We start from the raw sequence: 26,489 nt of genomic DNA, 5'->3' as shown, positions 1-26,489 counted from the left end.
CAATGGAACAAGTGAAGCAAACCGGATTAGAGCATACGGATCCGGAATTATATCGAGCAATTGAGGATGAAAAGAAACGTCAACAAGACAACATCGAACTCATTGCTTCCGAGAACTTCGTATCAGAAGCAGTCATGGAGGCAATGGGATCTGTCTTGACGAATAAATATGCGGAAGGTTATCCGGGGAAACGTTACTATGGCGGTTGTACGTATGTCGACGTAGCAGAAGACCTCGCACGTGACCGTGTGAAACAACTTTTCGGAGCGGATCATGCGAACGTCCAGCCACACTCCGGAGCACAGGCAAACATGGCTGTTTATTCAGCGATTTTGAACCCTGGAGACACCGTGCTTGGAATGAACTTAAACCATGGCGGTCACCTCACCCACGGAAGCCCAGTTAACTTCAGCGGGAAATTGTATAATTTTGAAGAGTATGGTGTAGATGAAGAAAATGAACAGCTCGATTATGACGCTGTTTTAGCTAAAGCAAAAGAAGTAAAACCGAAGCTGATCGTGGCCGGTGCAAGTGCTTATTCCCGTACAATCGATTTCAAGAAATTCCGTGAAATCGCGGATGCCGTCGATGCTTACTTGATGGTTGACATGGCTCATATCGCTGGTCTTGTTGCTGCGGGTATTCATCCAAACCCAGTACCGCATGCCCACTTCGTAACGACGACAACACATAAAACGTTACGCGGCCCACGTGGAGGTGTCATCCTTTGTGAACAAGAATTCGCGAAGAAAATCGACAGCTCCGTATTCCCTGGCATGCAAGGAGGTCCATTAATGCATGTTATTGCAGCAAAAGCTACTGCATTCAAAGAAGCATTATCCGATGATTTCAAAGGATACGCCAAACAAGTTGTTAAAAACGCTGCAGTCTTTGCAGAAGAATTATCAAAAGCAGGTGTCCGTCTCGTTTCTGGCGGTACAGATAACCATCTCTTGCTGCTCGACGTGAAGCCACTTGGATTCACAGGTAAAGATGCAGAAGAAGTGCTCGACAGCGTATTAATCACAACGAATAAAAACACCGTTCCATTCGACACGGAAGGACCGTTTATCACGAGCGGTGTCCGTATCGGAACAGCTGCTGTCACAACGCGCGGCTTCAAAGAAGAAGAAATCAAAGAAGTTGCAGATATTATGGTTACAGCACTTAAGAACCACGAAAACAAAGAGGTTCTTGAAGAATTAAAACAGCGTGTCCTCAGCTTGAACGCACGTTTTCCGTTATATAAGAATTAATAAACAACCGAGGAAGGGATGATCCCCTCCTCGGTTTTTGTGCATCAATATCCCGGAAAATATTGCGTCCTGAAAATTAATTCAACATTTTCTTGAAATCACCTAATCCGACTTGAATAATTGATCGTTTTTCTGTATACTTTTAGAGATTTGAAAACTTTAAAGGAGTGATCTGCAATTGAGTAGAGTATTCGTATTAGATCATCCGTTAATTCAACATAAATTAACGAAAATCCGTGATAAAAACACAGGCACCAAAGAATTTCGTGAACTAGTTGATGAAGTTGCCATGTTAATGGCATTTGAAATCACAAGAGATCTTCCTTTAATGGACGTGGAAACAGAAACGCCTGTAACCGTTGCGAAAACAAAAGAACTTGTTGGGAAAAAGATCGGCCTTATTCCAATCCTTCGCGCCGGACTTGGAATGGTTGAGGGAGTACGTAAACTAATCCCTGCAGCAAAAGTAGGACACGTTGGACTTTACCGTGATCCCGAAACATTAAAGCCGGTCGAATATTATATCAAGCTTCCGTCTGATATTTCGGAGCGTGAACTGATCGTAATCGACCCGATGCTTGCAACAGGCGGTTCAGCAAACGACGCCATTCATTCACTTAAAAAACGCGGTGCGAAACATATCAAACTCATGTGCTTAATCGGTGCCCCAGAAGGTGTCGAAGTTATTAAAGAAGACCACCCGGACGTTGACATTTATCTAGCTGCAATCGATGAAGGTTTAAATGAGAACGGCTATATTGTACCAGGCTTTGGTGATGCTGGTGACCGTTTATTCGGTACGAAGTAAACAGGAAGTATGCAGGCTCTTGTAAAGGGGATGCATACTTTTTTCTTTAGCTGTTTTTGGTTTGGGGAAGAGGGAGAGGCTGGAGCTATCAACAGCCATCGTTAGCTAGCTATGATGAGTCCAGTCGTTTTTAATGCCTCTTATTGCCCGAACTCGAGCGTTTCCACTCCACTCGGTAGTTGACAATTATTCTTATCACCTTAACCCGGCTTCCTCTTCCGTACCCAGTCTTTTATAACCGCCACTCCCGTCTCCCAGCTCAAAAAAACATACATATATTTATACTTTTATTAAAAACTAACCCTATCATAATAAAAGGAGCGGCCAACATGAGAGGGATTATTTTTTTCTTAATCGCAAGCTTCTTCTTTCTCCCCATTGTCCAGGCAGAAGAACTGGAAACAGTCATTATCGAAGTGGAAGGAGACGCAGAGGTGCACGCGGACTATATCAAAAAATATCATCCATTTATTGAAGTCGTCGCGACTTATTCGACTCTTTTCAATGGGATTGCCTTACAAGGAAAACCGCAGCAACTCGAGCGTCTGCACACAGCTGAGTTCATAACTGGCATTCATGACGTGCAGACTTACAAAGCAGAGCCGGTCCGTTCGTCAGGACAACCGCAAACACAGCAAGCAGGCGAAGTGCCCGCTCATGCTCATACAGGGAAAAATATCAAAGTTGGTGTCATCGATACTGGAATTGATTACACGCATCCCGATTTAAAAGATAATTTTGCAGGTGGCTATGATCTCTTTGATTTGGATGAGGATCCGATGGAAACGATGCCTGGAGAGGGGATGCCGACGAGTCACGGGACACATGTTGCGGGGATTATCGCGGCAAATGGCAAGTTGCAAGGCATTGCCCCCGACGCATCGCTCTATGCTTACCGCGCACTTGGTCCGGGTGGATTTGGTTCGACTGTTCATGTGCTTGCTGCTCTGGAACAAGCGGTAAAAGATGAGATGGATGTAATCAATCTTTCCCTTGGAAATGAGGTGAACGGTCCTGATTATCCGACAAGCTTAGCCGTTGATAAGGCAGTAGAACTCGGTATCCCCGTCATCATCGCAAATGGCAACAGCGGGCCTGCACCGTGGACTGTCGGAAGTCCGGCAACGGCAAAAAATGCTTTAGCAGTCGGAGCGGTTCAAGCTCCTACCGAGATGCCGTATCTTTATCATGCACAAGAAAAGCAGGAGATTTCCTTAACCGCGATGCAGGGCTCCCCGGCCTGGGAGCTTGCAAAAGATTATAAGCTCATGAATGCAGACGAAAATAGGACAGATCTTAACGGGAAAATTGCGCTGTTCAAACGGGGCGAGATAACCTTTCGCGATCTTGCATTAAAGGCCCAGGAAAATGGAGCGGCAGCTGTTTTAATCTATAATAACGAGCCTGGTGAACTACATGGAGGCTTGGATAATGAAGACGGGGCAGTAAAAATCCCAGTTGCCGGAATCACGCAAGAAGACGGGGAATGGCTCACGGAATATACTGGGACATATATCGACACCGTTTATGAATCTCTAGATACGACAATCGCACCATTTAGCTCGCGTGGGCCCGCAACGGTTAATTGGCAGATCAAGCCGAATGTAGCGGCGCCTGGAGCTGCAATAAACAGCACCGTGCCTGGAGGCTATGAGCATTTGAGTGGAACGAGTATGGCAGCACCGTATGTCGCAGGAGCCGTTGCGCTACTGAAAGAAGCCCATCCAGACTGGAGTGTAGATAAAATTTATCATGCTTTGGAAACGACGGCAACACCACTTCAAACTGAAACCGGTGAATTTCAGGCACCTTCTATCCAAGGACATGGCGTCATCCAACCGCATCAAGCAATCGAAGCCCCAACAATCATTTCAAATGGGACGCTTGAAGCTGGGAAGATAACGGATCGCCGGGAAGAAAAGCAATTCACCATCCAACTGGAAAACCGCACATCAGAAACCCAGCAATTTACATTTGATGTTCCAAAAAGGAAGCAAGGCATGGAATGGAAACTCCCTTTATCCTTTAAAATCGAGCCGCATGCAACAGAGGAAATAAAAGTCGCGTTAAAGGTTACAAGCCCCAAGCTCCTAGAAGGGATTCAGGAAGATTTCCTTACATTAAAGGAACAAACAGAAAATAAAACCTATCATTTACCATATCTTTTCGTGAACCAATCCGCCGACCAGCCGAAAATAGCTGGAATTGAATTCAGTCTGAAGCCGTTCAGCGATGACATTTACAGTTATACCCTTTATACGACTGAAGAACTGCAACTCGTGTCGATTGATTTATATGACCCGGACACTTTAACGTACCGCGGGAATTTACTGGAGTTAAAAGAACCCTCAGTCGGAATGAACGAAGGCGAGATTCCAAGCTACAAATTAGCACCAGGAAACTATCTTGGCATCATCACTGCCATCAACAATGACAAAGAAATCGAAACAACGGAAATTCCCCTTCATATCGAATGAAAACGGGACGCTGGGGTCGGAGGCAATGTCCCACTAGGACAACGCCTCCGACCCCAGCGTTCTATCCATTAACCGAACATCCGGAATGTTAAAAATATGTTCACAAAAACGTCATATTCGTTGTGCGGGATTTCCATTATAATGATAGGGGATTAAAAGCAGTGTGGCAGGATTATTCCGAAATGGCAGGCCTTGGAAACGTGATGGAAAATGAATGTCTCGTATTGCAGAAATTAATTGACAATGACCGTTACAGTGAGGTAAACTAACTTAGTGTGAGTATGGGCATTTTTCGATAATTATTCGTTAATTTTTCAAAAATTTGTCTGAATTTGTTAAAAAACATACAGATAGGGAAAACGATATTGTTGCCCTTTTTACAAACTCACAAGTACATAAGTATAGGTCGCTGATTCTTGCAAGTTTCTGGCAACTGGAGGTACATCACCTTCTGCTATCGGGTAGAAGAACTGCGCCTCGCAAGTGGGAAATGTTCATTACCTGCCTGCGCATGTTTCACAGTAGGAGCGTAGAATACAAATGAATGAATTTGAAAGTATGATAACGCGCCAACGTAAATGGATGCTCTATTTACTGGCACTTTTAGTGCTTGGAGTTGGATTTCTTCCCTATACACGGGTTTTTAACGGACTTCTGTTAGGAGGGGCAATCAGTTTTTACAATTTATGGTTGCTCCAGCATAAGACAAAACAACTCGGTGATAGTGTGGCAGAATCAGGTGAAGCACGTGGTGGGTTGGGAACGTTCTCAAGAATGGCGGCAGCAGTACTAGGTGTGCTTATCGCAATTCGCTATGAGGAAAACTTTCATATTATTGCTGTAGTCATTGGTTTGATGCTATCGTACGTCATACTCGGTCTTGATGGAATGCTTCGTTTTGTATTTAACAAAAAATCAAGATAACTGCACTACATACTACCTGCAGCTGTAATATGTAGGTTTTAAGGCGGGTATTTAAAATATCCGCTCAATCGCAACTTGACTGTCACATTCAAAGGACAGTCAAATGTTCGAAAACCATCGATGTAAAGGGGTGATAATTTTGGATCATACAGCTCCAATAGTTGAAGATGTTTTTGGAATCTCCTGGCTCGACTTTAACCTTGCCAACGTATTCATGCTTGCAGTTGTATCCATTCTAGTCTTTATCGTAGTTGTATGGGCAACTCGCAGTCTCCAAATGAAACCAACAGGAAAGCAGAATTTCATGGAATGGATTGTCGAATTCGTTAGAGGTGTAATTAGCGATACGATGGATTGGAAAACTGGGAAAGTTTTCATGCCGCTGATTCTGACACTAGCATTCTTCATCTTGTTTGGTAACATAGCAGGGATTGTAACAATTGGTGTCGTTGGAACAGACCTATGGTGGAAAGCACCAACTGCGGACGCAACCATCACATTAACATTATCAACCATGGTTATTGTCTTGACGCATTATTATGGTATTAAGATGCGGGGGACAAAGCATTATTTCAAGACGTTTTTAAGTCCTACGCCGATTCTGTTGCCCCTTAAAATAGTCGAGGAGTTTGCAAACACGTTAACATTAGGCTTGCGTCTATTTGGAAATATGTATGCAGGAGAAATTTTGTTAGGTTTGCTTATTGGATTAGCAACAACTTCAGTTTTAGGCGGCGTTTTAGCAGCATTGCCAACACTTGCCTGGATGGGCTTCAAGCTCTTCATCGGAGCAATTCAGGTATACGTATTTATCATGTTATCAATGGTATACATGTCTCATAAAGTGAGCGAAGACCATTAAATAAAAAACAATTTAGGTTTACTATAAAAAGGAGGAAATTGTAAATGGGAGCTTTAGCAGCAGCAATAGCAGTTGGACTAGCAGCATTAGGTGCGGGTCTAGGTAACGGGATGATCGTTAGTAAAGCACTGGAAGGTATTGCAAGACAGCCAGAATTGAAAGGTTCACTACAAGGAACAATGTTTATCGGGGTTGGGGTAGTAGAAGCGATTCCGATTATGGCAGTAGTTATTGCATTCATGGTTCTTTAATAAGTTTATGATGGCGGGGATCGGATATTGGAATCTTCGCCATTCCTTTATGTAGTGAAAAGATGAGTTAGATACCGTTAAAGGAGTGAAATCAGTGCATTCATATGTTGACTTTATGACTCTAGGAGCATCGGTCGGGGGACTGCGAATTGGAGATATGTTAGTTACCTTAATCTTCTTCTTAATCCTGATGGTACTGCTGAGAATATTCGCATGGGGTCCCCTCATGAATATGATGGAAAAGCGTGAGAATTATGTTGCAAATGAGATCGATGCAGCAGAGAAAAGCCGCGCAGAAGCAGAAAAGGATGCAAAAGCCGCCACCGACCAGCTTAATAGTGTAAGACAGGAAGCACAGAAGATTATTGAAGATGCGAAAACTGCCGGTGTAAGACAAGAGCAGGACATCATCGAATCTGCTCGCGCGGAAGCCGAGCGTATTAAAGAACAAGCGCAGGCGGATATCCAAAATGAAAAAGAGCAGGCAATTCAAGCGCTTCAAGCACAGGTTGCTTCCCTATCTGTGTTAGTGGCAAGTAAAGTAATTGAAAAAGAAATCAATGAACAAGACCAGACGGAATTCATTAACGACTACATTAAAGAAGTAGGAGAAGAGCGATGAGTGAAATCGTAGTAGCCAAGCGTTATGCAGATGCTCTTTTTCAACTAGCTTTAGAAAAGTCCATATTGGACCAATTGATGGATGATGTAGAAGTCGTCCGTGACGTCTTTCAAAATAATGAAGAATTAAATGCATTCCTATTGCATCCAAGAGTGAATGGGGAACAAAAAGAACAGCTTGTAGCAGCAAGCTTCAAAGGCTTACATACAGATGTCGTTAATACGGTGAAACTCCTCGTACAGCGCCATCGTACATTGCTTATTCCCTCCATTGTTGAAGCGTTCATTAAACGAGTGAACGAAGCAAAAGGAATTGAAGTTGCAACTGTCTATTCTGTCCGCGAACTGACCGCTGATGAGAAGCAAAATTTGAAAATATCTTTTGCTGAACGAATCGGTAAAACGACCCTCGAATTTGAGAATATCATTGATCCGTCCTTAGTAGGCGGCATTAAAATTCGTGTCGGGAATACGATTTATGACGGTTCAGTCAGTGGGAAATTACGCCGGATTGAGCGGAAAATTGCAGTAGCAAACAAATGATGATAGGGGTGAAATGGTATGAGCATTAATGCAGAAGAGATTAGTAAGCTGATAAAACAGCAAATCGAAAACTTTGAAACGGATATCGAAGTTTCGGATGTTGGAACAGTTATTGAAATCGGGGACGGGATTGCACGTGCACACGGCCTTGAGAATGCAATGGCTGGAGAACTACTCGAATTTGAAAATGGAGTCATGGGGCTCGCACAGAACCTTGAGGAAAGTAACGTAGGTATCGTTATCCTCGGTGAATATATCGGCATTAAAGAAGGCGATGAAGTTCGCCGTACAGGAAGAATCATGCAAGTACCAGTTGGAGAGGAGCTACTGGGACGCGTTGTCAACACATTAGGTCAGCCAATCGATGGTCAGGGCCCAATCAATACAACAAAAACACGTCCAATTGAAGCAGCTGCTCCAGGAGTAATGGACCGTCAATCGGTATTCGAACCATTACAGACAGGTATTAAAGCGATTGACGCGCTTGTACCAGTAGGACGCGGACAGCGTGAGTTAATCATCGGTGACCGTCAGACTGGGAAAACAACGGTAGCAATCGACACGATTATTAACCAAAAAGATCAAGACATGATCTGTATTTATGTTGCAATCGGACAAAAAGAATCCACTGTACGTTCTACAGTTGAAGTCCTTCGCCGCTACGGCGCACTAGACTATACAATCGTTGTATCTGCTGGTGCATCTGATCCGGCACCATCCCTCTACCTTGCACCATATGCAGGTGTAGCAATGGGTGAAGAATTCATGTATAACGGAAAGCACGTACTCGTCGTTTATGATGACTTATCGAAGCAAGCGACAGCATACCGTGAACTTTCCTTGCTACTGCGCCGCCCGCCAGGACGTGAAGCATTCCCGGGAGACGTATTCTATCTCCACTCCCGTCTGCTTGAGCGTGCAGCAAAATTGAGTGATGCACAAGGTGGCGGTTCTTTAACTGCACTGCCATTCGTTGAAACGCAAGCAGGAGATATTTCTGCCTATATTCCAACAAACGTAATTTCCATTACAGACGGACAAATCTTCTTACAATCCGACCTATTCTTCTCCGGTGTACGTCCGGCGATTAACCCAGGTCTATCTGTATCCCGTGTAGGTGGAGATGCGCAAATTAAAGCGATGAAGAAGGTTGCAGGTACACTGCGTCTTGACCTTGCCGCGTTCCGTGAGCTAGAGGCCTTCTCTCAGTTTGGTTCAGACCTTGATGCGGCAACACAAGCCAAGCTGAGTCGTGGGGAACGTACAGTTGAAGTGCTGAAACAAGGGCTGCATAAGCCACTTGCGGTAGAAAACCAAGTAATGATTATCTATGCACTTACAAAAGGTTTCCTCGATGATATTCCAGTGGAGGATATTGTCCGCTTTGAAGATGAAATGAACATCTGGCTCGCTACGAACCAGAGTGAACTACTAGAAGAAATCCGTACAACCGGACAACTTCCAGATGCAGAGAAGATGGATGGTGCAGTGGCAGCATTCAAGAATACATTCTTGCCATCAAAAGCGTAGGTGACCGTTTAGGGATTCACGGACTGGACTGGGATGAAGGAAGATAAAGGAAACACGAAGACCAGCGGGAGTCGATGTTGACTTTTCACTACTTGGGTATAAGTGCGGCTCGGCCTCATGTCTTAGCCAATCGGCAAGTCTACTTTATCGACCGGAAGCCAGGAAGTTCGGGAAGTCCCTGGTCACCGAAGCTAGTCGAACTAGCGTAAGCAACTGATTGAAAATATAATCCGGGGTCCGGTGAATGTATGTGCCGGCCCTCTCCATATCACTGCGAAAGGGTGGTGAAATAGCTTGGCATCACTAAGAGATTTGAAAGCACGAATTGACTCTACAAAAAAGACAAAGCAAATTACCGCTGCGATGGAAATGGTATCTGCTTCTAAAATGGGGAAAGCAGAACGTAACGCGAAAGGTTTTGGCCCTTATAGCGACAAGATTCAGCAAGTTGTCGGCAGTATTGCCAACAGCCACACGGATGTCTCGCACCCAATGCTGACAAAACGCAACGTAAACAAGACTGGTTATTTGATCATTACATCAGACAAAGGTCTTGTCGGAGCGTATAACAGTCACGTGTTACGGGACCTCATGAAGACGATTGAAGAGCGTCATAACGACCCATCGGAATATACCCTCATCGTCATGGGATCAAAAGGCTTTGAGTTTTGTAGAAGACGTAATTTACCAATTGCCAAAAGTATTCTCGGTGTTGCAGATCAACCGGAATACGCTGAAATTAGAGAACTGGCCTCTGAAACCGTGCAAATGTATACAGATGGGGAAATTGATGAATTAATCATTTTCCATAACCATTATGTCAGTGCAATTTCACAGGTTGTTACACAGAAGCAGTTACTACCGATAGAAGATATCGCGGAGCATGGAAATGCAAACAGCGAATACGAATATGAACCAAATGAACAGAAAATTTTAGATGTATTGCTCCCACAATACGCAGAAAGTCTGATTTTCGGTGCATTATTAGACGCAAAAGCGAGTGAGCATGCGGCAAGTATGACTGCGATGAAGAGTGCGACTGATAATGCGAATGAATTGATCGACGACCTATCACTCGCATATAACCGTGCACGTCAAGCAGCAATTACACAAGAAATCACTGAAATTGTTGGTGGAGCAGCTGCACTTGAATAACAAAGGCGGAAGCGTCCTTACAGGCTAAGTACGCGATCGTCTTCGCAACGCCTGTACTAGCACATCCAGTAGTCGCAGCAACGTACAAACTGTGCCTTCCAGGACGGGAGGTAGTTCGATGTTGCCTCAGGACGTGGCTATCGCTGGAAATTTAAGTTATTCACAGCATTTTATTTTATAGTTTTCTAAGTTCGAGAATTTTGTTAGGAGGGAAATCCATGAGTAAGGGACATGTTACACAAGTAATGGGTCCTGTTGTCGACGTAAAGTTCGAAGACGGACAGCTTCCTGATATTTACAACGCCCTTGAAGTAGATATCAACGTAAATGGAGCGGAAAGCAAGCTTACATTGGAAGTTGCACTTCACCTTGGTGACAACAGTGTCCGTACGATTGCAATGTCATCTACGGATGGCGTACAACGCGGTGCGCCTGCTACAGACTTAGGCAGACCAATCTCTGTACCAGTCGGAGATGTTACATTAGGAAGAGTATTTAACGTATTAGGTGAGAACATTGACCTGGACGAACCACTCGCTTCAGACGTTCGTTTAGACCCGATTCACCGTAATGCACCTGAATTTGAAGAGCTGTCAACAGAAACAGAAATCCTTGAGACAGGAATTAAAGTTGTTGACTTGCTTGCTCCTTATATTAAAGGTGGTAAAATTGGATTGTTCGGTGGTGCCGGTGTAGGTAAAACCGTACTGATTCAGGAACTAATCAACAACATCGCTCAAGAGCACGGCGGTATTTCGGTATTTGCTGGAGTTGGAGAGCGTACACGTGAAGGTAATGACCTTTACTTTGAAATGAAAGACTCTGGAGTTATTGCGAAAACAGCAATGGTATTCGGTCAAATGAACGAACCACCTGGGGCACGTATGCGTGTTGCCTTGACGGGTCTAACGATGGCTGAATATTTCCGTGATGAACAAGGCCAGAACGTTTTACTGTTCATTGATAACATCTTCCGTTTCACACAAGCAGGTTCCGAGGTTTCTGCGCTACTAGGCCGTATGCCTTCAGCGGTAGGTTACCAGCCGACACTTGCAACAGAAATGGGACAGTTACAAGAACGAATTACATCAACGCAAAAAGGTTCCGTAACATCGATCCAAGCGATTTACGTACCTGCGGATGACTACACGGACCCGGCTCCGGCAACGACATTCGCACACCTTGACGCGACAACGAACCTTGACCGTAAGCTTTCCGAGCAAGGTATCTACCCGGCAGTGGATCCATTAGCATCCACATCCCGTGCCCTTGACCCGGAAATCGTAGGGGAAGAGCACTACCAAGTAGCGACAGAAGTACAACAAACACTTCAGAAATATCGTGAACTACAAGATATCATCGCAATCCTTGGGATGGATGAGTTGAGTGAAGAGGACAAATTGACGGTTGCTCGTGCACGACGTATCCAGTTCTTCTTATCACAAAACTTCCACGTTGCCGAGCAGTTCACTGGTCAGCCAGGTTCTTACGTGCCAGTAAGCGAAACGGTAAAAGGGTTCAAAGAAATTCTTGAAGGTAAATATGACGATCTTCCAGAGGATGCATTCCGTCTGGTAGGAAGCATTGAAGAAGTTGTGGAAAAAGCAAAACAATCACAATAAAAAATGGAAGAAGTGAGTAAGGATGAGATTTTCCTGCTTGCTTCTTACCAATATTAGGAGGGGTTTATCCTGAAAACACTAAATGTGAGTGTTGTAACTCCTAGTGGTACAGTTCTGGAAGAGGATTATGAAATGATCGTCTGTATGACGGAAGATGGGGAATTAGGTATTCTGCCAAATCATATTCCTTTAGTAGCTCCATTAGCGATAGGTGTCGCTCGTTTAAAGAAAAATGACGAAACTTATAAAGTGGCAGTAAGTGGCGGTTTCATGGAAGTACGACCTGATAAAGTAACTATCTTAGCGCAAACTGCCGAAAAAGCAAGCGACATTGATGTCGCCCGCGCAAAAGAGGCGAAAGAACGGGCAGAACGTCGCTTACAAGCGAAACAAGACGATACCGACTTCCGGAGAGCTGAATTAGCACTCAAACGCGCAATGAATCGCCTTGACGTAGGCGGAAAATAAAAAACAAAATCTCTTATGACACCACATGTTATAAGAGATTTTTTCATTGGGACAGGGGCTCAGAGCGTCTGTCCCACTCAGGGGTGGGACAATCGCTCTGACCCCCTGTCCCGGTTTCCGGATATCATTTCCCGGGAAATATCGACAATAATATTCCTTTTGGGAGGGCTTTTTATGTTTTCAATTGGACAGTTTGCGCTAATTGGAATGGTTTCGCACCTGTTTTTCATTTGGCTCGCATGGCGAGTCATGCTCAAGTTAAATTTCGACCCAATCATCCGAAAAGGTCATCCGCAAGAAGGCAGGATTTTCTTGCTCTTCCTCGCTATCGTGATTGGAACAGGTGTCAGCAGATTCGTCCTCGACATCTTACAATGGTCACAGGATTTGCTCTACCTGTTTTAACTATTAGCGCTATCAGCTGAATTAGCATAGCGTAAAGTTACGCCTAAGTGGATTAAATCCGAACAAATCTGTTGCCAATCTTTGGGAATGAATTGCTCGGATTTTCTCCAATTCTATCAATCTATGAATAAATCCCCGCCACTTGTCCATACTGGAATAAATCAAATGGAGAGGGGCAATTATGATGCAACATATTCTTTTATCTTTTCTAATCGCAACATTTATAACACTGACAGGATCAACTCCTGCAAACACACAAATAGACCCACTACATACCCTAACTAATATTACATCCACAAATGAATTACCGCTAACAGGCTGGGAAGTGACATTAAAAGAAACGATTCACACAACTAATTTCGAACGAATTGTGAATAATAACCGAAATAGTCATTTCGTATCTAGAACAGAAGATGAAAATAGTATAAAATTTAACTTTGTGAGTGCTGAAAAACCGGCACAAATTACAGTTGAAAAACGAATGGTTATAACGAAGGATAATCCAAGACAAATTGAATTGATCGCTGTCCTAAAAGGGGACACATGGAATGAGTCTGTTCAAAAGGAATATGACCAAGCACGTGAAAATCTTCTGAATAAACTGTTCTACAAAAATATCAAATCATTTACTTGTATCGAAGTAGTAGAAGGTGATACAATAGAGAGTAGAGCGATTATTGAACTTTTTTCAGAATCTCTCCAGTTGGTACATAGAGAAGAACAGTATGATTCATTCGAAATGTCCAAGCTTAAAAAGATGATATACGGGTATACACCATTATGGAATGATAAGTTTATTGTCGAAGGTATACCTTACAACTTGCAAATTGCTACAGCCGAAAAGGATTCGGGAGAGCTAGTTTACATGATAGGAACACCTATCCTAATTACTGAATACTAATATCTAGAAATAAGGATTTGAAGGAGATTTATAAATATGGAAAAAATCATCGTAAGAGGTGGACAGCAACTACGCGGCACAGTAAAAATAGAAGGTGCCAAGAATGCCGTACTGCCGGTTTTGGCTGCGAGCTTAATTGCCAGCGAAGGCAAGAGTGTCATAACAGACGTCCCTGTTTTAGCTGATGTCTATACCATCAATGAAGTACTAAAGAATTTAAATGCAGATGTAGAATTTAATGCAAATACAAATACCGTAGAAATTGATGCTTCCAAGGAATTACGAACAGAGGCCCCATTTGAATATGTACGTAAAATGCGCGCATCTGTGCTTGTCTTGGGACCATTACTTGCCCGATACGGCCATGCTAACGTCGCGATGCCCGGCGGCTGTGCAATCGGATCTCGTCCAATCGACCTTCATCTGAAAGGCTTTGAAGCTATGGGAGCAGACATTCACGTCGGCAATGGTTTCGTTGAAGCAAAAGTGGATGGTCGTCTTCAAGGTGCAAAAATTTATCTCGATATGCCGAGTGTCGGTGCAACAGAGAATATCATGATGGCAGCATCCCTTGCAGAGGGAACGACGATTATCGAAAATGCAGCGAAAGAACCTGAAATCGTTGACTTAGCTAACTATCTGAATAAAATGGGTGCTGATATCGTTGGAGCAGGAACAGAAACGATTCGTATTCACGGGGTGGAAAAGCTTCACGGCACAAGCCACACAATCATTCCCGACCGTGTCGAAGCAGGCACCTTCATGGCTGCAGCTGCAATTACAGGCGGAAATGTTTTAGTGGAAAATGTGGAGAGTGAGCATCTTCGTTCCGTTATTTCAAAGATGGAAGAAATGGGTGTATCGATTGAAGAAGAAGGGACCGGGCTCCGTGTTATCGGACCGGAATACTTTAAATCAACCGACGTCAAAACACTGCCATACCCAGGTTTCCCAACCGACATGCAATCCCAGATGATGGCTCTCATGTTGAAAGCAAATGGCACAAGTGTGCTGACAGAAACGGTTTTTGAGAATCGTTTCATGCATGTGGAAGAGTTCAGGAGAATGAACGCCAAAATCAAAATAGAAGGGCGTAGTGTGATCATTGAGGGCTTAAATGACCTTCAAGGCGCAGAGGTCGCAGCAACTGATCTGCGCGCTGCTGCTGCGCTTATTTTAGCAGGCCTTGTAGCAGAAGGACATACCCGCGTTACACAACTAAAGCATCTTGACCGCGGATACGTGAATATTGTTGGAAAGCTTGCTGCATTAGGTGCAGATATTGTGCGTGTTGATGAGTTCGACAATGTGATTGAAACAACTACAGAAATAAATGAATTAAACGAAGAAACAGTTGCAAAGTTATCATAAATAAATTCCCCGGTCATTCCAGCCCGGGTACAAAATAAAACACCCCTATTTCAGAAAAAAATATCTGGTAGGGGTTATTTGTATTTTCTCCGACTTGGATATCACACGAAATTCTTAATAAACTGCAATTTCACAGGTCTATTTCTCGTTTTTTCGTATAAATATAATAGTAGATTGCAATACTAGGCTGTGCAGAAGAAGGAGTGAAAATCGAATCTCCCTGCACGGCAAGTCAGCGACAAGGAGGGAATTTGTGAAAAGTCCGAAGAAAAACGCCCATATCCAGAAACTGCTCAAGAAAAAATCACAATTGAAAGCAATATCGAGCAAGCCAAAGCTTCAAACAATGAAACGAAAGCCCCCCCCTTCCATCAACCGAAAGGGTTCCGCTTATTTCAGGCATCATCAGTTCTCTTACCGGCTGCCGCTCATCCTGCTGTTTGCATCCCTGCTTATCCTCATTATTGCCGTCCCGAGTCTGATTGTACTGCCGCTCAACAAAAGTAACGAAGCAACAGAGCCAGCGGATGATTTTACGATAACGAATGAAAGTCAAGAAGCAAATCAGAAGGCAATATCCGTCGCAGTCATGCGGACAAAAGCAGATGTCGTTGAAGATGTTTCATTAGAAGATTATATCGTCGGTGTCGTCGCTGCGGAAATGCCTGCAACCTTTGAAATAGAGGCACTGAAAGCTCAAGCGCTCGCAGCCCGGACATATACGGTCAATCATCTCCTCGCAAATGATGAGGATTCCTATGATATTACCGATACGGTGCAACACCAAGTATATAAGAATAGTGAGGAGCTGAAGCAGCAATGGGGCAGTGCCTATGAAGATAATATGCAAAAGATTAAGGCGGCGGTGGAAGCAACACGCGGAGAGATTCTAACGTATGAAGATGACCCGATTATGCCTGCCTATTTTTCAATGAGTAATGGTTACACGGAAAACTCGGAGGACTATTGGGAAAATGAACTTCCTTATTTGCGAAGTGTGCCAAGCCCATGGGATTTAGAAAACCCGAAGCTTGTTAATCAAGAAACATTTACGAAAGCGGAACTGGAAGAGCGTCTTGCCATTACGATATCCGAAGATGCCGCCGAGCATATTACGATAGCCCGGTTCGACAGCGGCCGAGTCAGCCAGTTTATGGTTGAAGACAATACATTTACGGGTAGGGAAATTCGCGATAAGCTTGAGCTCCGTTCCACTGATTTTTCCGTCAAACAAACGAATGATCATTATATTTTCACGACGAAAGGAAATGGTCATGGCATCGGGATGAGTCAGTTTGGTGCGGATAGCATGGCAAAAGAAGGAAAAAACTATGAAGAAATCGTGAAACATTATTACCAAGGAATTGATATAAGTACACTAGATGAAGCAGCTCCAACCCTCGTCTCAAGATAGACGGGGGTTTTCCTGATTTCATAGGAAACAATAAAATAAAAATACAGTGGATAACTTTAATTACTAGCGTTAGCCACGTCCGCGCTGCGCCAGCAACTATCAAACTTCACAATCCTCCAATCGATAAAGAAGACTCGGCCGTTCGATCTTTGTGAGGCTTAGTCGCCCTTATACCCTTGTGGTGAAAGTCAACATCAACTCACTATCGTCGCCTGAGTTTCCTTTACCTCCCATCCTGGGAGGCACAGTTTGTACGGTGCTGCGACTACTGGATGTGCTAGTGCAGGTGTTGCGAAGACAATCGCGTTTTTAACCTGCAAGGGCGCTTCCGCCTTTGTTATATAATCCCTTAATTTCCCCTTAACAACTGAAATAATACATGTTTTTGAAAAATATTGCCTTGCAGATGTATAGGTTTTCTATTTTCTGAACAGAATGGTTGTTGAGGTGATGAAGAAATGAATGAGGAAAACAAATTCGGTCCAAAAAAACGTTGGACACGCATTTTCCGTAAACGGTGGTTCTTCCCAAGTCTTTATTTGGTCCTAGCAGCTCTATTAATCTCAGCTGTCGTCTGGTATCAAAACAATGGAGACGAGCAGGATATTGTCGAGGAGTGGGATCAGACGGATGAGTATTCTCCGGTCCTGAATGATGAGGACGCTGAACCTGTAATGGAACAGCAGGAAGTCGTTCAATTGCCTGTAGCAGACAGTGAAGAAGCACAAATTGTAACGAAGTTTTTTGATTATAACGCAGACGAATCAGAGAAGGTAAATGCCCTAATCCATTACAACAATCGTTATTATCAAAGCACAGGAATTGATATCGCAACTGAAGATGGGGAAAGCTTTGAAGTAGTCGCTGCGTTAAGTGGAACAGTCGCTGAGGTTAAAGAAGATCCGCTATTAGGGAATGTTGTCGTAATCGATCACGCGGACGACGTGAAAACCTATTATGCAAGTCTTGGTGAAGTGAATGTTGAAGCAGATGCTGAAGTAAAACAGGGAGAAGCAATTGGTACAGCCGGACAAAATAAATTCGGAACCGAGCATGGCAATCATGTCCATTTCGAAGTCCGAAAAGGCGACACACCAGTTAACCCTGAAGCAGTGTTGAATCAACCGCTCGCAAAGCTTGATGGGATCATCGATTCAGGCGAATCAACAGAAGATGTAGCGGATGAAGCTGAAGAGTCTGAAGATGTAACAGAAGAAGCTGAAGAAACAGAGCCGGCAGAGGAAACAGATGCAGTCGAGCAGCCAGAGGAAACGGACGAACAGGACGAAGATGCTGATGCCGAAAACGACGAATCTGACGCTGGAGCAGAAGAAGAACAACCAGAAGATCAAGAGGAAACAGAAGAAAACACAGAAGAATAAATTTTGAGAAAACACCTTGGCCCTAGAAGCCAAGGTGTTTTTACGTGGCGGCGGAACAGATGGGGTGATGGGGTGAGAGCATTTGTCCCAGTGGGACATTGCCTCTGACCCCGTTGTCCCTCCGAACTGGGACAAACTCTCTGACCCCCTGTCCCAAAAGATTTATTCATATTCGGTTGGTGCTTGTAATAAAATGTTACAAACCAACCAAGATTTTAGTGCTGAGGTGAATGAGCATACTAGTGACTTTTTCTAATCCTGCAATGATGCAAATTACATAGACTAACTTTTCGGTTCAGTTGACAGCATTGAATAATAAGCCCCGGTTGAAGAGATAAGAGATGACACCTCAGAACGATCAACTTAGGAGGCGAACGGTGTGCATGATTACATCAAAGAAAGAGCAATCCGTATTGGACAGCATGTGATTGAAACGAGAAAGACAGTCCGCAAAATCGCCAAAGAATTCGGGGTCTCGAAAAGTACCGTCCATAAAGATTTGACTGAACGTTTACCCGAAATCAATCCCGAACTTGCCGGTCAGGTAAAAGAAGTGCTCGAATATCATAAAGCGATCAGGCACTTGCGCGGCGGGGAAGCGACGAGACAAAAATATAAACAGGAGAACCTCGTGAAGTGAACATCTCCCGGAATTGATAAAACTTCATGCTACTAGTCGCTACCCCGGATTAGTAGCCCATTTTTTTAACAAGTTTCTCCAAGCATTTATCCGCTCCATCATCCTCAGGCAAAGCCAATCAAAATTTCACAAAATAATTATCAATAAAAGAAGTTAAATGAGGCAAACTGTGATAAAATATGTTATTAGTAGCATTGTGTCTAAACCACGATGTAAGACAAGTTAATTTGGGAGGACCTAGATAGAATGTTTTCTAGAGATATTGGAATAGACCTTGGAACCGCCAACGTTTTAATTCATGTAAAAGGAAAAGGGATTGTGTTGAATGAACCAGCTGTAGTAGCGATGGACCGAAATACTGGAAGAGTGCTTGAAGTCGGAGAAGAAGCTCGTCGTATGGTTGGTCGGACACCGGGAAATATAGAAGCAATCCGCCCGCTGAAGGATGGGGTAATTGCTGATTTTGACGTAACGGAAGCGATGTTAAAGCATTTTATTAATAAAATCAATGTAAAAGGCCTGTTTACAAAACCACGCATGCTCATTTGCTGCCCGACGAACATTACGAAAGTCGAACAGAAAGCGATTAAAGAAGCAGCGGAAAAATCAGGCGGGAAAAAAGTATATCTGGAAGAAGAGCCCAAGGTTGCAGCAATCGGTGCTGGAATGGAAATTTACCAGCCAAGCGGAAACATGGTTGTCGATATCGGTGGTGGAACGACAGATGTGGCCGTTCTTTCCATGGGTGGCATTGTAACCTCTGAATCCATTAAAATGGCAGGGGATAATTTTGATGCGGAAATTTTACAGTATATTAAGAAAAAGTATAAGCTTTTAATCGGGGAGCGGACAGCTGAAGAAATTAAAATCAGTGTCGCAACCGTGTTTGAAGGTTCGCGTGATGAATCCCTTGAGATTCGTGGTCGGGACATGGTGAGTGGTCTTCCGCAAACAATTACCGTAAACTCCAAAGAAATTGAAGAGGCTCTCCGTGAGCATGTTTATTTAATTGTACAAGCAGCCAAAACAGTCCTCGAGCAAACTCCACCGGAATTATCTGCTGATATTATCGACCGCGGTGTCATCCTTACAGGTGGCGGTGCTCTGATTCACGGGATGGACCAATTGCTCGCAGAAGAATTGAAAGTGCCTGTATTTGTAGCAGAAGAGCCGATGAGCTGTGTTGCCAAAGGAACAGGGATCATGCTTGAGAATATTGATAAGATTGAACGGAAGAAGATTGGCTAAAAGCAAAGGCGGAAGCGCACGTTTAGCAACTTTAGCTATCCATAATTTAAAAAATCCTGAACGCTAAAAGGAGGAAACCATGTGTTACGAGGATTCTACACCGCTGCAAGTGGCATGATAACCCAGCAGCGCCACCAGGAAGCACTAGGGAATAATATGGCGAATATGAATACACCTGGATACAAAGCAGATCAAGCAACAATCCGATCTTTCCCGGAAATGCTGCTGCAAGCCCAAGGGAAAAAACAGCTTCCCGTGAACCGAAACGCGAATCTCCGTATAAATGAGACGATCGGTTCCATGAATACAGGTGTCTACGTCCAGGAATTCGTGCCTGACTTTGCCCAGGGCGACATCCAGGAAACAACTATCAGTACAGACCTCGCCATTACGCAAGGGGAAGTACCGGACGAGACAGGCGGCATCTTTTTCCGTGTACAAAATGAAGCAGGGGAAGAGCGCCTTACTCGGAACGGAAATTTTACCGTTGACGGGAACGGTTTTCTTGTCACGAATCAGGGCTATTACGTGTTAAACAGTGCTGGTGCGCCGATTGAAACAGGAGGCAGAGATTTTACCGTAACAAATGCGGGATTGCTTCAGATGGATACGGAAACGATTCAGCTTGGACTAGCCTATACAGCTGATGTGAATGAACTGACGAAAGAAGGCGACAATCTGTACAACGGAGAAGCGGGAGCAATGCCAGCTGATGCTCGATTTGCCGTTCAGCAAGGCTTTCTTGAAGGATCGAATGTGGACGGTGCAACGACAATGACGGACCAGTTGAATGCTTACCGGATGTTTGAACTCAATCAGCGTGTCTTACGGGCATACGATGAAAGCTTAGGGAAAACAGTATCTGAAATCGGCCGTCTCGGTTAATTTTGGAGCGGATTGGAGGTTTTAATCCATGTCACGAACGATGATCCAAGCAGCGGTGACAATGAATCAGCTGCAACAGAAACTGGACTTGATTGGACATAATATGGCAAATAGCCAAACACCAGGCTACAAAACGAGAAATGCGGAATTTTCCTCTTTATTAACCCAGCAAATCAATAATCTGAACACCCCGGAAAACGCGGTGAATCGTCTTACGCCAGAAGGTATTCGTGTCGGTTCAGGGGCAAGGCTAGGAGCAATCAACAATGATTTATCCATTGGTGCCTTGCAGACGACGAACCGGGCGCTTGACCTTGCGCTTCGCAACGGGCGGCATTTTTTCCAGATTCAAACTGGTGAGCCGGGAGCGATTGAGACGAATTATACACGTGATGGAAGTTTTTATTTGCAGACGACGAGTGCGGCAGCGGATTCGGTGATGCTGACAAATGGTGACGGCGAGCCAGTCCTTGGGCAAAATGGTGCCCCGATCGTCATTGCGAACGGATTTGAAGGAATCGAAGTTCGGGATAACGGGCAAATCGTAGTTGAGCGAGGAGGCCAGCTTGAAGTAGCTGGAGCAATCGCCATTGTTGAAATTACCCGGCCGCATGTACTGGAAGCAGTGGGTGGCAATCTCTTCCGCTTACCAGACGCTGATGAACTTGGATTTGCGGTAAATGAAGTCGCTTTGCCGGTTGGTATTATCGATTCATTAGTTGAAAGCGGGATACTGGAGCAGGCGAATGTTGATTTAGCAGCTCAGATGTCAGAATTACTAATGGCACAACGCGCCTACCAATTCAATGCCCGGACGATTTCAACGACCGATCAGATGATGGGTCTTATCAATCAACTGAGAAGTTAACATTAAGGAGATCGAACGATGTCAACAAAGCAATTGAAGCAAGCTGAAACAGCGAAGGAACAAAAAACAAAAGGTTCGAAAAAAGAGCAGGAGAAGCGAAATGAAAAGCGGAACAACTCGTTAAGAGTACGGGTGTTTCCGATTTGGCTGCGGATCATCATCGTTATCATTCTCGCCATATTTGCCCTTGTAGCAGGGCTTATGATTGGTTTTGGGATAATTGGTGATGGAAACCCGATAGACGCGTTAAAAGTGGAAACCTGGCGGCATATCATCGACATCGTTATAAAAGAATAATATATTAAAAAGGACATAGGTTGGTGAAAGCCTATGTCCTTTTTAATGCAAGTATAGGAGCGTTGTAAAATCTTGCATTTTTAAATCGGTCAGTCGACTCGTCTTCCAGTAACTAAGCGGAAAATAAGCACGATTAACGCAACGACTAAGAGTAAGTGGACAAGACCGCCACCAACATCAAATGAAAAGCCTAATAGCCATAATACGAGCAATAGAACAATAATTGACCAAAGCATAGCGTATCCTCCTTCAGTAATTTTAAGATGACTTCTTGTAAATGCGCTTATCTTTCTTTTTCCGTTTTCACTTGGAGTCAAACCTATAAACTTGATATAATCAAAACGAGCAAGCAAGAGGATATGGATTTATTCACTTGAAATATCCTGCTTTACCATAAAGAAAAGAGGAGAATTAACGATGAATATAGAAGAAATTAAAGCAATTATTCCACACCGTTATCCATTTCTGTTAGTCGATAAAATTGAGGAGATCGACGAGGCGAAACGCGCAGTCGGCATTAAAAATGTAACAATCAATGAACCGTTTTTCGAGGGGCATTTCCCCGACTATCCAGTCATGCCAGGTGTTCTGATTGTTGAGGCAATGGCTCAGGTAGGTGCAATTGCAGTATTGAATATGGAAGAGAATAAAGGGAAAATCGGCTTTCTCGCAGGGCTCGATAAATGCCGTTTTAAACGACAAGTAAAGCCAGGCGACCAGCTGCGTCTTGAAGTGGAAATCACCCGCATGAAAGGCCCGATCGGGAAAGGGAAAGGCCGGGCAACCGTTGATGGCGAGCTGGCTTGTGAAGCGGAAATTACGTTTGCGATTCAGTAGGTGAGTGAGTTGGTGGAGCGTTAATTCGTCAATGTGTATGATGTATGACTTTCGGGTAAAGTGGTTATGCTAAATTCGAGTAATTACTTTGATGGAAAAGGAGGCATACACAGATGATGAATAAATGGCTTCTCCGTATTGGTTCCCTTGTGTTGGCACTTACATTGATCACAGGGTGTGCAACAAATGATGACAATAATGATAACGAACCAATCGACGAAACACCTCTTGACCAAAACGAAGACAACCAAGATAACGGAGACAACCTAGAAAACAATGATAACGAAGACAACGACGACGCTGACATGATGGAAAGAGACGAAACAGACAGAGAAAAAGAACTCGACAGAGACGACACCCGCAACCGTTAAATAAGCAAGACACGGGGTCAGTGTAACTGTCCCACCTAGCCAGAGCCTCGTGTTCATCGCGCATACAAAAAAGAAACGGGTTATTCAAGATATTTTCTTGAATAACCCGTTTTATAGGTTGGGACAAAAGCTCTGACCCTGTTGTCCCGCTAAATCCTAGACAGAAGCTCTGACCCCAATGTCCCGATTAGACTTCCCACCAGTGGTTGCCGTCTTGGCTTAAGAGTTCGTCTGATTTTTTCGGTCCGGTTGAGCCGGATTCATAGTTCGGGAAGTTCGGTTGTTCTTTTTCCCATACTTCTAAAATCGGATCGATATATTTCCAAGATAAAGCAACTTCATCCCAGTGTGTAAAGTTTGTTGCATCCCCGATCATGCAATCATATAAAAGCTTTTCATATGCTTCCGGCGTGTTGATTGCAGGCATCGCACCTTGTTTATAACTAAGTTCAATCGGCTCGGCAAGCGCCTCAGAACCAGATTTTTTCGCATTCAGATAAAGGGCAATTCCTTCATCCGGTTGAATATTGATGACTAGTAAGTTCGGATGATGCTCCCGCTCGCTCTTGAAATAGAGATTCATCGGAATATCTTTGAACTCAATTACGATTCTCGTCTGCTTTTGCGCCATCCGTTTTCCAGTCCGAATATAGAACGGAACCCCGGCCCAGCGGTAGTTATCAATTAAAATTTTTCCAGCGACAAACGTTTCTGTATTGGAAAAGACGAGGTCTTCTGATTCTTTCCGGTAGCCAACTACTTCCTCATCATCCAGCACACCAGCCCCGTATTGTCCGCGGACGAAATGCTCATGTACTTGCTCGAGATCCAGCTCCCGAAGTGCGCGCAACACTTTAATTTTCTCTGAACGGACTTCATCGGTTGTTAGACTAATTGGCGGCTCCATCGCAAGCAATGCAACCATCTGCAGAATATGGTTCTGCACCATATCCCGGATTGCTCCCGAATCATCATAATAGCGCGAACGGTCCTCGACACCGAGCGTTTCACTCGATGTGATTTGGATATTGGAAATAAAACGGTTATTCCACAAATGTTCAAAAATTCCATTTGCAAATCGGATCACTTCAATATTTTGCACCATTTGTTTACCAAGATAATGGTCAATCCGGTAAATTTGTTCCTCATCAAACGCTGCACGAATCTGGTTATTCAATTCTTTTGCTGATTCCAGATCATGCCCAAATGGCTTCTCAATAATCAAGCGAGTCCAGCCCGGTGTTTCTTTCAAACCGTATTCCTGAAGACTATTTGCAATTCCCCCGAAAAATTCGGGCGCCATAGCTAAGTAAAATAGCCGATTTCCTTCTGTATCATACTGCGTTTCAAGCTGTTCCACCAATTCTTTCATGCGGTCGTAAGCTGTATCATCCGTCACATCAAACGATTGGTAGTGGAAATGCGATGCGAAATCATCCAGCCGTTCACATTCACCAAATGCCTGCTCGACTGATTCCTTTACATTATCGCGGAATACCTCATTGGACCAGTCTCTTCGCGCGAGCCCAATGACAGCGAAATCTCTACTAATCGTATTATTCCGCACGAGGCGGTATATGGAAGGGTATAGCTTTCGTTTTGCTAAGTCCCCTGTTGCTCCAAAGATCGTAATTAAAACTTTTGGCTTTATTTGTTCACTCATAAAACTTCCCTCACTTTGTTGGAATTAAATTTATTGTTCGTGTAACTGGCTGTAAAACTCCCACTTTACAGATTTTAAGCGGTAGGTCCGCACGCCCAGTAACGGCCCGATTGATTCAACTATCATTCCGCAGGGGTAAATAAACGCAAACAGAATGAAGTTTTATTTTATTGTAATGGAGTTTGAAAATTTAGCAATAGAAACGAACTAAAAGTCAGTGAATTGTTCAAGAGAAAGTATATTCAGAAGTGTGCAGCTTTTCAAAAATTAAATAATGGATATTATTTTTGAACCGTCAATTTCACGATAATTTGCCGGATGACCTCAGAAAACATTAATCCAATCGCAATTCCGCCGGCAAGGAGTGTTACCTCAACCGACAATTCAACCGCTGTCGTATAATCATTTTCGACAAAATGGCGCATCGCATTGTAGGCAAGTCCTCCCGGAACAAGTGGGATAATCCCCGAAATATTGAAAATAATAATCGGTACTTTAAAGAGGCGGGCACAGAAATAACTGAGCACCGACACGAACATGGCAGCGAAAATCGTCGCGGGCACATTATTCATTATGGCCGGTGTTAGAAAATAATAAAGCATCCAGCCGGACATCCCGACAAATCCGCATTGGATGAGGGATCTTTTCGGGGCACTGAATAAAATTCCGAACCCGCTTGACGCAATGAAGCTTGTAAGAAGTTGTGCAGCTATCGTCAAAAGAATCCCTCCTAGATAAAGGCGAAAATGAGCGATATACCAGCACCGATTGAGAATGCAGTCAATGTCGCTTCTACGCCCTTGGATATTCCGGAAAGCAGATGTCCTGCCACCATATCGCGAATCGCATTCGTAATATGGAGCCCTGGTACAAGCGGCATCACCGCCCCAATAATCACTTTATCAAGCTCCAGGCCGAAACCGTAATAAACGAAAAGGTAGGCACTGACCCCGATGACGAAAGCACCGAAAAACTCTGCCAAATAACGGATTTCAAGGAGCCGGTCCATTCCCGTCATTACTGCAAAGCCTAGACCTCCAGCAATAAAGGCAGGCAGAAAATCAATCCACGTCCCTTGGAACATAATGACAAAACAGCCGCTTACAAGCGCAGCAATTAATATCTGCAGCCAGACTTTATAGACAGAGGGTTCCGCTTCAACTTTTTGCAGATGGTCGTATGCTGTTTCAAGACTTAATTCCCCGGCAACAATTTTCCGGGAAATACTATTTACCTCAGCAATTTTATGTAAATCGGTCGGGCGCTTGGATATCCGGACAAAATTATTCACTTCCGTCATCCCTGCTGAAAAGTTAATTCCAGTAGGCGTCGCATGGCTTTGTGCATTTTCCACACCAAAAGCATGCGCCATCCGGTTCATCGTATCCTCCACACGATGCGTCTCCGCACCGCTCATCAGCATAATCTTCCCAGCAATCATACAAACTTTCTCCACACGAGCCTCATCCCGCGAACCAATCACCAACACCATCAACCTCCCACCAAAACAAAAACACCTACCCAAATCATACACTGGGACATGGGGTCAGAGCAACTGTCCCAGTTCGAGCGGGTGGGACAATGGGGTCAGAGGCAATGTCCCACGATTGATTGGATCGGGATAGGGGGTCAGTGCATTTGTTCCGTTCATTTCTAAAAATTTAATCTAAAAAAGCACTCATCTAAATAA

General features: G+C 44.0%; 28 protein-coding genes. 24 read left to right on the top strand and 4 right to left on the bottom strand.

Features of this window, described 5'->3' with window-relative positions:
- Window positions 1–2: 2 nt before the first annotated feature.
- The 22 genes from glyA to L3V42_RS03670 all read left to right on the top strand — a co-directional run bounded on the left by glyA (window position 3) and on the right by L3V42_RS03670 (window position 21,928).
- The gene (gene glyA / locus L3V42_RS03775; protein ID WP_235761869.1) at window positions 3–1,256 is read left to right on the top strand and encodes a serine hydroxymethyltransferase; all 1,254 of its coding nucleotides are present in this window, start codon (window positions 3–5) and stop codon (window positions 1,254–1,256) included.
- 178 nt (window positions 1,257–1,434) lie between these two features.
- The gene (upp, locus tag L3V42_RS03770) at window positions 1,435–2,064 is read left to right on the top strand and encodes a uracil phosphoribosyltransferase (RefSeq protein WP_235761868.1); all 630 of its coding nucleotides are present in this window, start codon (window positions 1,435–1,437) and stop codon (window positions 2,062–2,064) included.
- 329 nt (window positions 2,065–2,393) lie between these two features.
- Entirely contained in the window at window positions 2,394–4,541 is a 2,148-nt protein-coding gene (locus L3V42_RS03765; RefSeq protein WP_238471357.1) for a S8 family serine peptidase, read from the top strand.
- 540 nt (window positions 4,542–5,081) lie between these two features.
- Window positions 5,082–5,465 carry an ATP synthase subunit I gene (locus tag L3V42_RS03760; protein WP_235761866.1) on the top strand — a complete coding sequence of 128 codons (384 nt, stop codon included), beginning with the start codon at window positions 5,082–5,084 and terminating at the stop codon, window positions 5,463–5,465.
- Window positions 5,466–5,604: 139 nt separating this feature from the next.
- The gene (gene atpB, locus L3V42_RS03755; protein WP_235761865.1) at window positions 5,605–6,327 is read left to right on the top strand and encodes a F0F1 ATP synthase subunit A; all 723 of its coding nucleotides are present in this window, start codon (window positions 5,605–5,607) and stop codon (window positions 6,325–6,327) included.
- Between the two features lie 44 nt (window positions 6,328–6,371).
- Window positions 6,372–6,578 carry a F0F1 ATP synthase subunit C gene (gene atpE, locus L3V42_RS03750; protein ID WP_235761864.1) on the top strand — a complete coding sequence of 69 codons (207 nt, stop codon included), beginning with the start codon at window positions 6,372–6,374 and terminating at the stop codon, window positions 6,576–6,578.
- 94 nt (window positions 6,579–6,672) lie between these two features.
- Window positions 6,673–7,200 (top strand): F0F1 ATP synthase subunit B, encoded by a 528-nt coding sequence (atpF, locus tag L3V42_RS03745; protein WP_235761863.1) that lies wholly within the window; start codon window positions 6,673–6,675, stop codon window positions 7,198–7,200.
- Entirely contained in the window at window positions 7,197–7,742 is a 546-nt protein-coding gene (locus L3V42_RS03740; protein ID WP_235761862.1) for a F0F1 ATP synthase subunit delta, read from the top strand. Before atpF ends, L3V42_RS03740 begins: the two co-directional genes overlap by 4 nt.
- 18 nt (window positions 7,743–7,760) lie before the next feature.
- On the top strand, window positions 7,761–9,272 hold the full coding sequence (gene atpA, locus L3V42_RS03735) for a F0F1 ATP synthase subunit alpha (protein WP_235761861.1): 1,512 nt from the start codon (window positions 7,761–7,763) through the stop codon (window positions 9,270–9,272).
- Window positions 9,273–9,566: 294 nt separating this feature from the next.
- On the top strand, window positions 9,567–10,427 hold the full coding sequence (atpG, locus tag L3V42_RS03730; RefSeq protein WP_235761860.1) for an ATP synthase F1 subunit gamma: 861 nt from the start codon (window positions 9,567–9,569) through the stop codon (window positions 10,425–10,427).
- 218 nt (window positions 10,428–10,645) lie between these two features.
- Entirely contained in the window at window positions 10,646–12,049 is a 1,404-nt protein-coding gene (gene atpD, locus L3V42_RS03725; RefSeq protein ID WP_235761859.1) for a F0F1 ATP synthase subunit beta, read from the top strand.
- Window positions 12,050–12,118: 69 nt separating this feature from the next.
- On the top strand, window positions 12,119–12,517 hold the full coding sequence (locus tag L3V42_RS03720; RefSeq protein ID WP_235761928.1) for a F0F1 ATP synthase subunit epsilon: 399 nt from the start codon (window positions 12,119–12,121) through the stop codon (window positions 12,515–12,517).
- 174 nt (window positions 12,518–12,691) lie between these two features.
- A complete protein-coding gene (locus L3V42_RS03715) occupies window positions 12,692–12,922 on the top strand; it encodes a DUF1146 family protein (protein WP_235761858.1) in 231 nt (76 codons plus the stop codon).
- 181 nt (window positions 12,923–13,103) lie between these two features.
- Window positions 13,104–13,823, top strand: coding sequence for a YwmB family TATA-box binding protein (locus tag L3V42_RS03710; RefSeq protein ID WP_238471356.1), 720 nt, complete (start codon window positions 13,104–13,106; stop codon window positions 13,821–13,823).
- 36 nt (window positions 13,824–13,859) lie between these two features.
- Window positions 13,860–15,194 carry a UDP-N-acetylglucosamine 1-carboxyvinyltransferase gene (gene murA, locus L3V42_RS03705; RefSeq protein ID WP_238471355.1) on the top strand — a complete coding sequence of 445 codons (1,335 nt, stop codon included), beginning with the start codon at window positions 13,860–13,862 and terminating at the stop codon, window positions 15,192–15,194.
- A 253-nt stretch (window positions 15,195–15,447) separates the two neighbouring features.
- On the top strand, window positions 15,448–16,608 hold the full coding sequence (gene spoIID, locus L3V42_RS03700) for a stage II sporulation protein D (RefSeq protein ID WP_238471354.1): 1,161 nt from the start codon (window positions 15,448–15,450) through the stop codon (window positions 16,606–16,608).
- 458 nt (window positions 16,609–17,066) lie between these two features.
- Window positions 17,067–17,990, top strand: coding sequence for a stage II sporulation protein SpoIIQ (spoIIQ, locus tag L3V42_RS03695; RefSeq protein WP_238471353.1), 924 nt, complete (start codon window positions 17,067–17,069; stop codon window positions 17,988–17,990).
- A gap of 379 nt (window positions 17,991–18,369) precedes the next feature.
- Window positions 18,370–18,630: a sporulation transcriptional regulator SpoIIID gene (gene spoIIID / locus L3V42_RS03690; RefSeq protein ID WP_310739782.1), complete on the top strand. Its 261-nt coding sequence runs from the start codon at window positions 18,370–18,372 to the stop codon at window positions 18,628–18,630.
- Window positions 18,631–18,876: 246 nt separating this feature from the next.
- Complete coding sequence (locus tag L3V42_RS03685; protein WP_235761853.1) at window positions 18,877–19,878, top strand: rod shape-determining protein; 1,002 nt, start codon at window positions 18,877–18,879, stop codon at window positions 19,876–19,878.
- A gap of 81 nt (window positions 19,879–19,959) precedes the next feature.
- Window positions 19,960–20,763, top strand: coding sequence for a flagellar hook-basal body protein (locus L3V42_RS03680; RefSeq protein ID WP_235761852.1), 804 nt, complete (start codon window positions 19,960–19,962; stop codon window positions 20,761–20,763).
- A gap of 28 nt (window positions 20,764–20,791) precedes the next feature.
- The gene (locus tag L3V42_RS03675) at window positions 20,792–21,631 is read left to right on the top strand and encodes a flagellar hook-basal body protein (RefSeq protein WP_238471352.1); all 840 of its coding nucleotides are present in this window, start codon (window positions 20,792–20,794) and stop codon (window positions 21,629–21,631) included.
- 18 nt (window positions 21,632–21,649) lie between these two features.
- Window positions 21,650–21,928: a DNA-directed RNA polymerase subunit beta gene (locus L3V42_RS03670; RefSeq protein ID WP_238471351.1), complete on the top strand. Its 279-nt coding sequence runs from the start codon at window positions 21,650–21,652 to the stop codon at window positions 21,926–21,928.
- A gap of 89 nt (window positions 21,929–22,017) precedes the next feature.
- Here L3V42_RS03670 and L3V42_RS03665 read toward each other — a convergent pair whose 3' ends face one another.
- A complete protein-coding gene (locus L3V42_RS03665; RefSeq protein WP_235761849.1) occupies window positions 22,018–22,164 on the bottom strand; it encodes a lmo0937 family membrane protein in 147 nt (48 codons plus the stop codon).
- 181 nt (window positions 22,165–22,345) lie between these two features.
- Here L3V42_RS03665 and fabZ point away from each other — a divergent pair, with 181 nt between their 5' ends.
- Window positions 22,346–22,765 (top strand): 3-hydroxyacyl-ACP dehydratase FabZ, encoded by a 420-nt coding sequence (gene fabZ, locus L3V42_RS03660; RefSeq protein ID WP_238471350.1) that lies wholly within the window; start codon window positions 22,346–22,348, stop codon window positions 22,763–22,765.
- 113 nt (window positions 22,766–22,878) lie between these two features.
- Window positions 22,879–23,136, top strand: coding sequence for a hypothetical protein (locus L3V42_RS03655; protein ID WP_238471349.1), 258 nt, complete (start codon window positions 22,879–22,881; stop codon window positions 23,134–23,136).
- Window positions 23,137–23,323: 187 nt separating this feature from the next.
- Here the strand turns inward: L3V42_RS03655 and zwf are convergent, their stop codons facing one another.
- From zwf to L3V42_RS03640, 3 genes are all read right to left on the bottom strand, one after another.
- Entirely contained in the window at window positions 23,324–24,799 is a 1,476-nt protein-coding gene (gene zwf / locus L3V42_RS03650; RefSeq protein WP_235761846.1) for a glucose-6-phosphate dehydrogenase, read from the bottom strand.
- A 281-nt stretch (window positions 24,800–25,080) separates the two neighbouring features.
- A complete protein-coding gene (locus tag L3V42_RS03645) occupies window positions 25,081–25,518 on the bottom strand; it encodes a threonine/serine exporter family protein (protein WP_255770725.1) in 438 nt (145 codons plus the stop codon).
- A gap of 11 nt (window positions 25,519–25,529) precedes the next feature.
- Window positions 25,530–26,291, bottom strand: a complete 762-nt coding sequence (locus tag L3V42_RS03640; RefSeq protein WP_238471348.1) for a threonine/serine exporter family protein — start codon at window positions 26,289–26,291, stop codon at window positions 25,530–25,532.
- Between the last annotated feature and the right edge of the window lie 198 nt (window positions 26,292–26,489).

It is taken from the genome of Oceanobacillus alkalisoli, from assembly GCF_022213125.1.
GTDB lineage: Bacteria > Bacillota > Bacilli > Bacillales > Amphibacillaceae > Oceanobacillus > Oceanobacillus alkalisoli.
This window is presented reverse-complemented; position numbering and strand designations above follow the sequence as displayed.

What these genes read in the sequence shown, in the direction of transcription:
- glyA (WP_235761869.1), top strand. Translation starts at nt 3, where the DNA reads ATGGAACAAGTGAAGCAAACCGGATTAGAGCATACGGATCCGGAATTA.
- L3V42_RS03765 (WP_238471357.1), top strand. Translation starts at nt 2,394, where the DNA reads ATGAGAGGGATTATTTTTTTCTTAATCGCAAGCTTCTTCTTTCTCCCC.
- L3V42_RS03760 (WP_235761866.1), top strand. Translation starts at nt 5,082, where the DNA reads ATGAATGAATTTGAAAGTATGATAACGCGCCAACGTAAATGGATGCTC.
- atpE (WP_235761864.1), top strand. Translation starts at nt 6,372, where the DNA reads ATGGGAGCTTTAGCAGCAGCAATAGCAGTTGGACTAGCAGCATTAGGT.
- L3V42_RS03740 (WP_235761862.1), top strand. Translation starts at nt 7,197, where the DNA reads ATGAGTGAAATCGTAGTAGCCAAGCGTTATGCAGATGCTCTTTTTCAA.
- atpA (WP_235761861.1), top strand. Translation starts at nt 7,761, where the DNA reads ATGAGCATTAATGCAGAAGAGATTAGTAAGCTGATAAAACAGCAAATC.
- atpD (WP_235761859.1), top strand. Translation starts at nt 10,646, where the DNA reads ATGAGTAAGGGACATGTTACACAAGTAATGGGTCCTGTTGTCGACGTA.
- L3V42_RS03715 (WP_235761858.1), top strand. Translation starts at nt 12,692, where the DNA reads ATGTTTTCAATTGGACAGTTTGCGCTAATTGGAATGGTTTCGCACCTG.
- L3V42_RS03710 (WP_238471356.1), top strand. Translation starts at nt 13,104, where the DNA reads ATGATGCAACATATTCTTTTATCTTTTCTAATCGCAACATTTATAACA.
- murA (WP_238471355.1), top strand. Translation starts at nt 13,860, where the DNA reads ATGGAAAAAATCATCGTAAGAGGTGGACAGCAACTACGCGGCACAGTA.
- spoIIQ (WP_238471353.1), top strand. Translation starts at nt 17,067, where the DNA reads ATGAATGAGGAAAACAAATTCGGTCCAAAAAAACGTTGGACACGCATT.
- L3V42_RS03685 (WP_235761853.1), top strand. Translation starts at nt 18,877, where the DNA reads ATGTTTTCTAGAGATATTGGAATAGACCTTGGAACCGCCAACGTTTTA.
- L3V42_RS03675 (WP_238471352.1), top strand. Translation starts at nt 20,792, where the DNA reads ATGTCACGAACGATGATCCAAGCAGCGGTGACAATGAATCAGCTGCAA.
- L3V42_RS03670 (WP_238471351.1), top strand. Translation starts at nt 21,650, where the DNA reads ATGTCAACAAAGCAATTGAAGCAAGCTGAAACAGCGAAGGAACAAAAA.
- L3V42_RS03665 (WP_235761849.1), bottom strand. Translation starts at nt 22,164, where the DNA reads ATGCTTTGGTCAATTATTGTTCTATTGCTCGTATTATGGCTATTAGGC.
- fabZ (WP_238471350.1), top strand. Translation starts at nt 22,346, where the DNA reads ATGAATATAGAAGAAATTAAAGCAATTATTCCACACCGTTATCCATTT.
- L3V42_RS03655 (WP_238471349.1), top strand. Translation starts at nt 22,879, where the DNA reads ATGATGAATAAATGGCTTCTCCGTATTGGTTCCCTTGTGTTGGCACTT.
- zwf (WP_235761846.1), bottom strand. Translation starts at nt 24,799, where the DNA reads ATGAGTGAACAAATAAAGCCAAAAGTTTTAATTACGATCTTTGGAGCA.
- L3V42_RS03640 (WP_238471348.1), bottom strand. Translation starts at nt 26,291, where the DNA reads ATGGTGTTGGTGATTGGTTCGCGGGATGAGGCTCGTGTGGAGAAAGTT.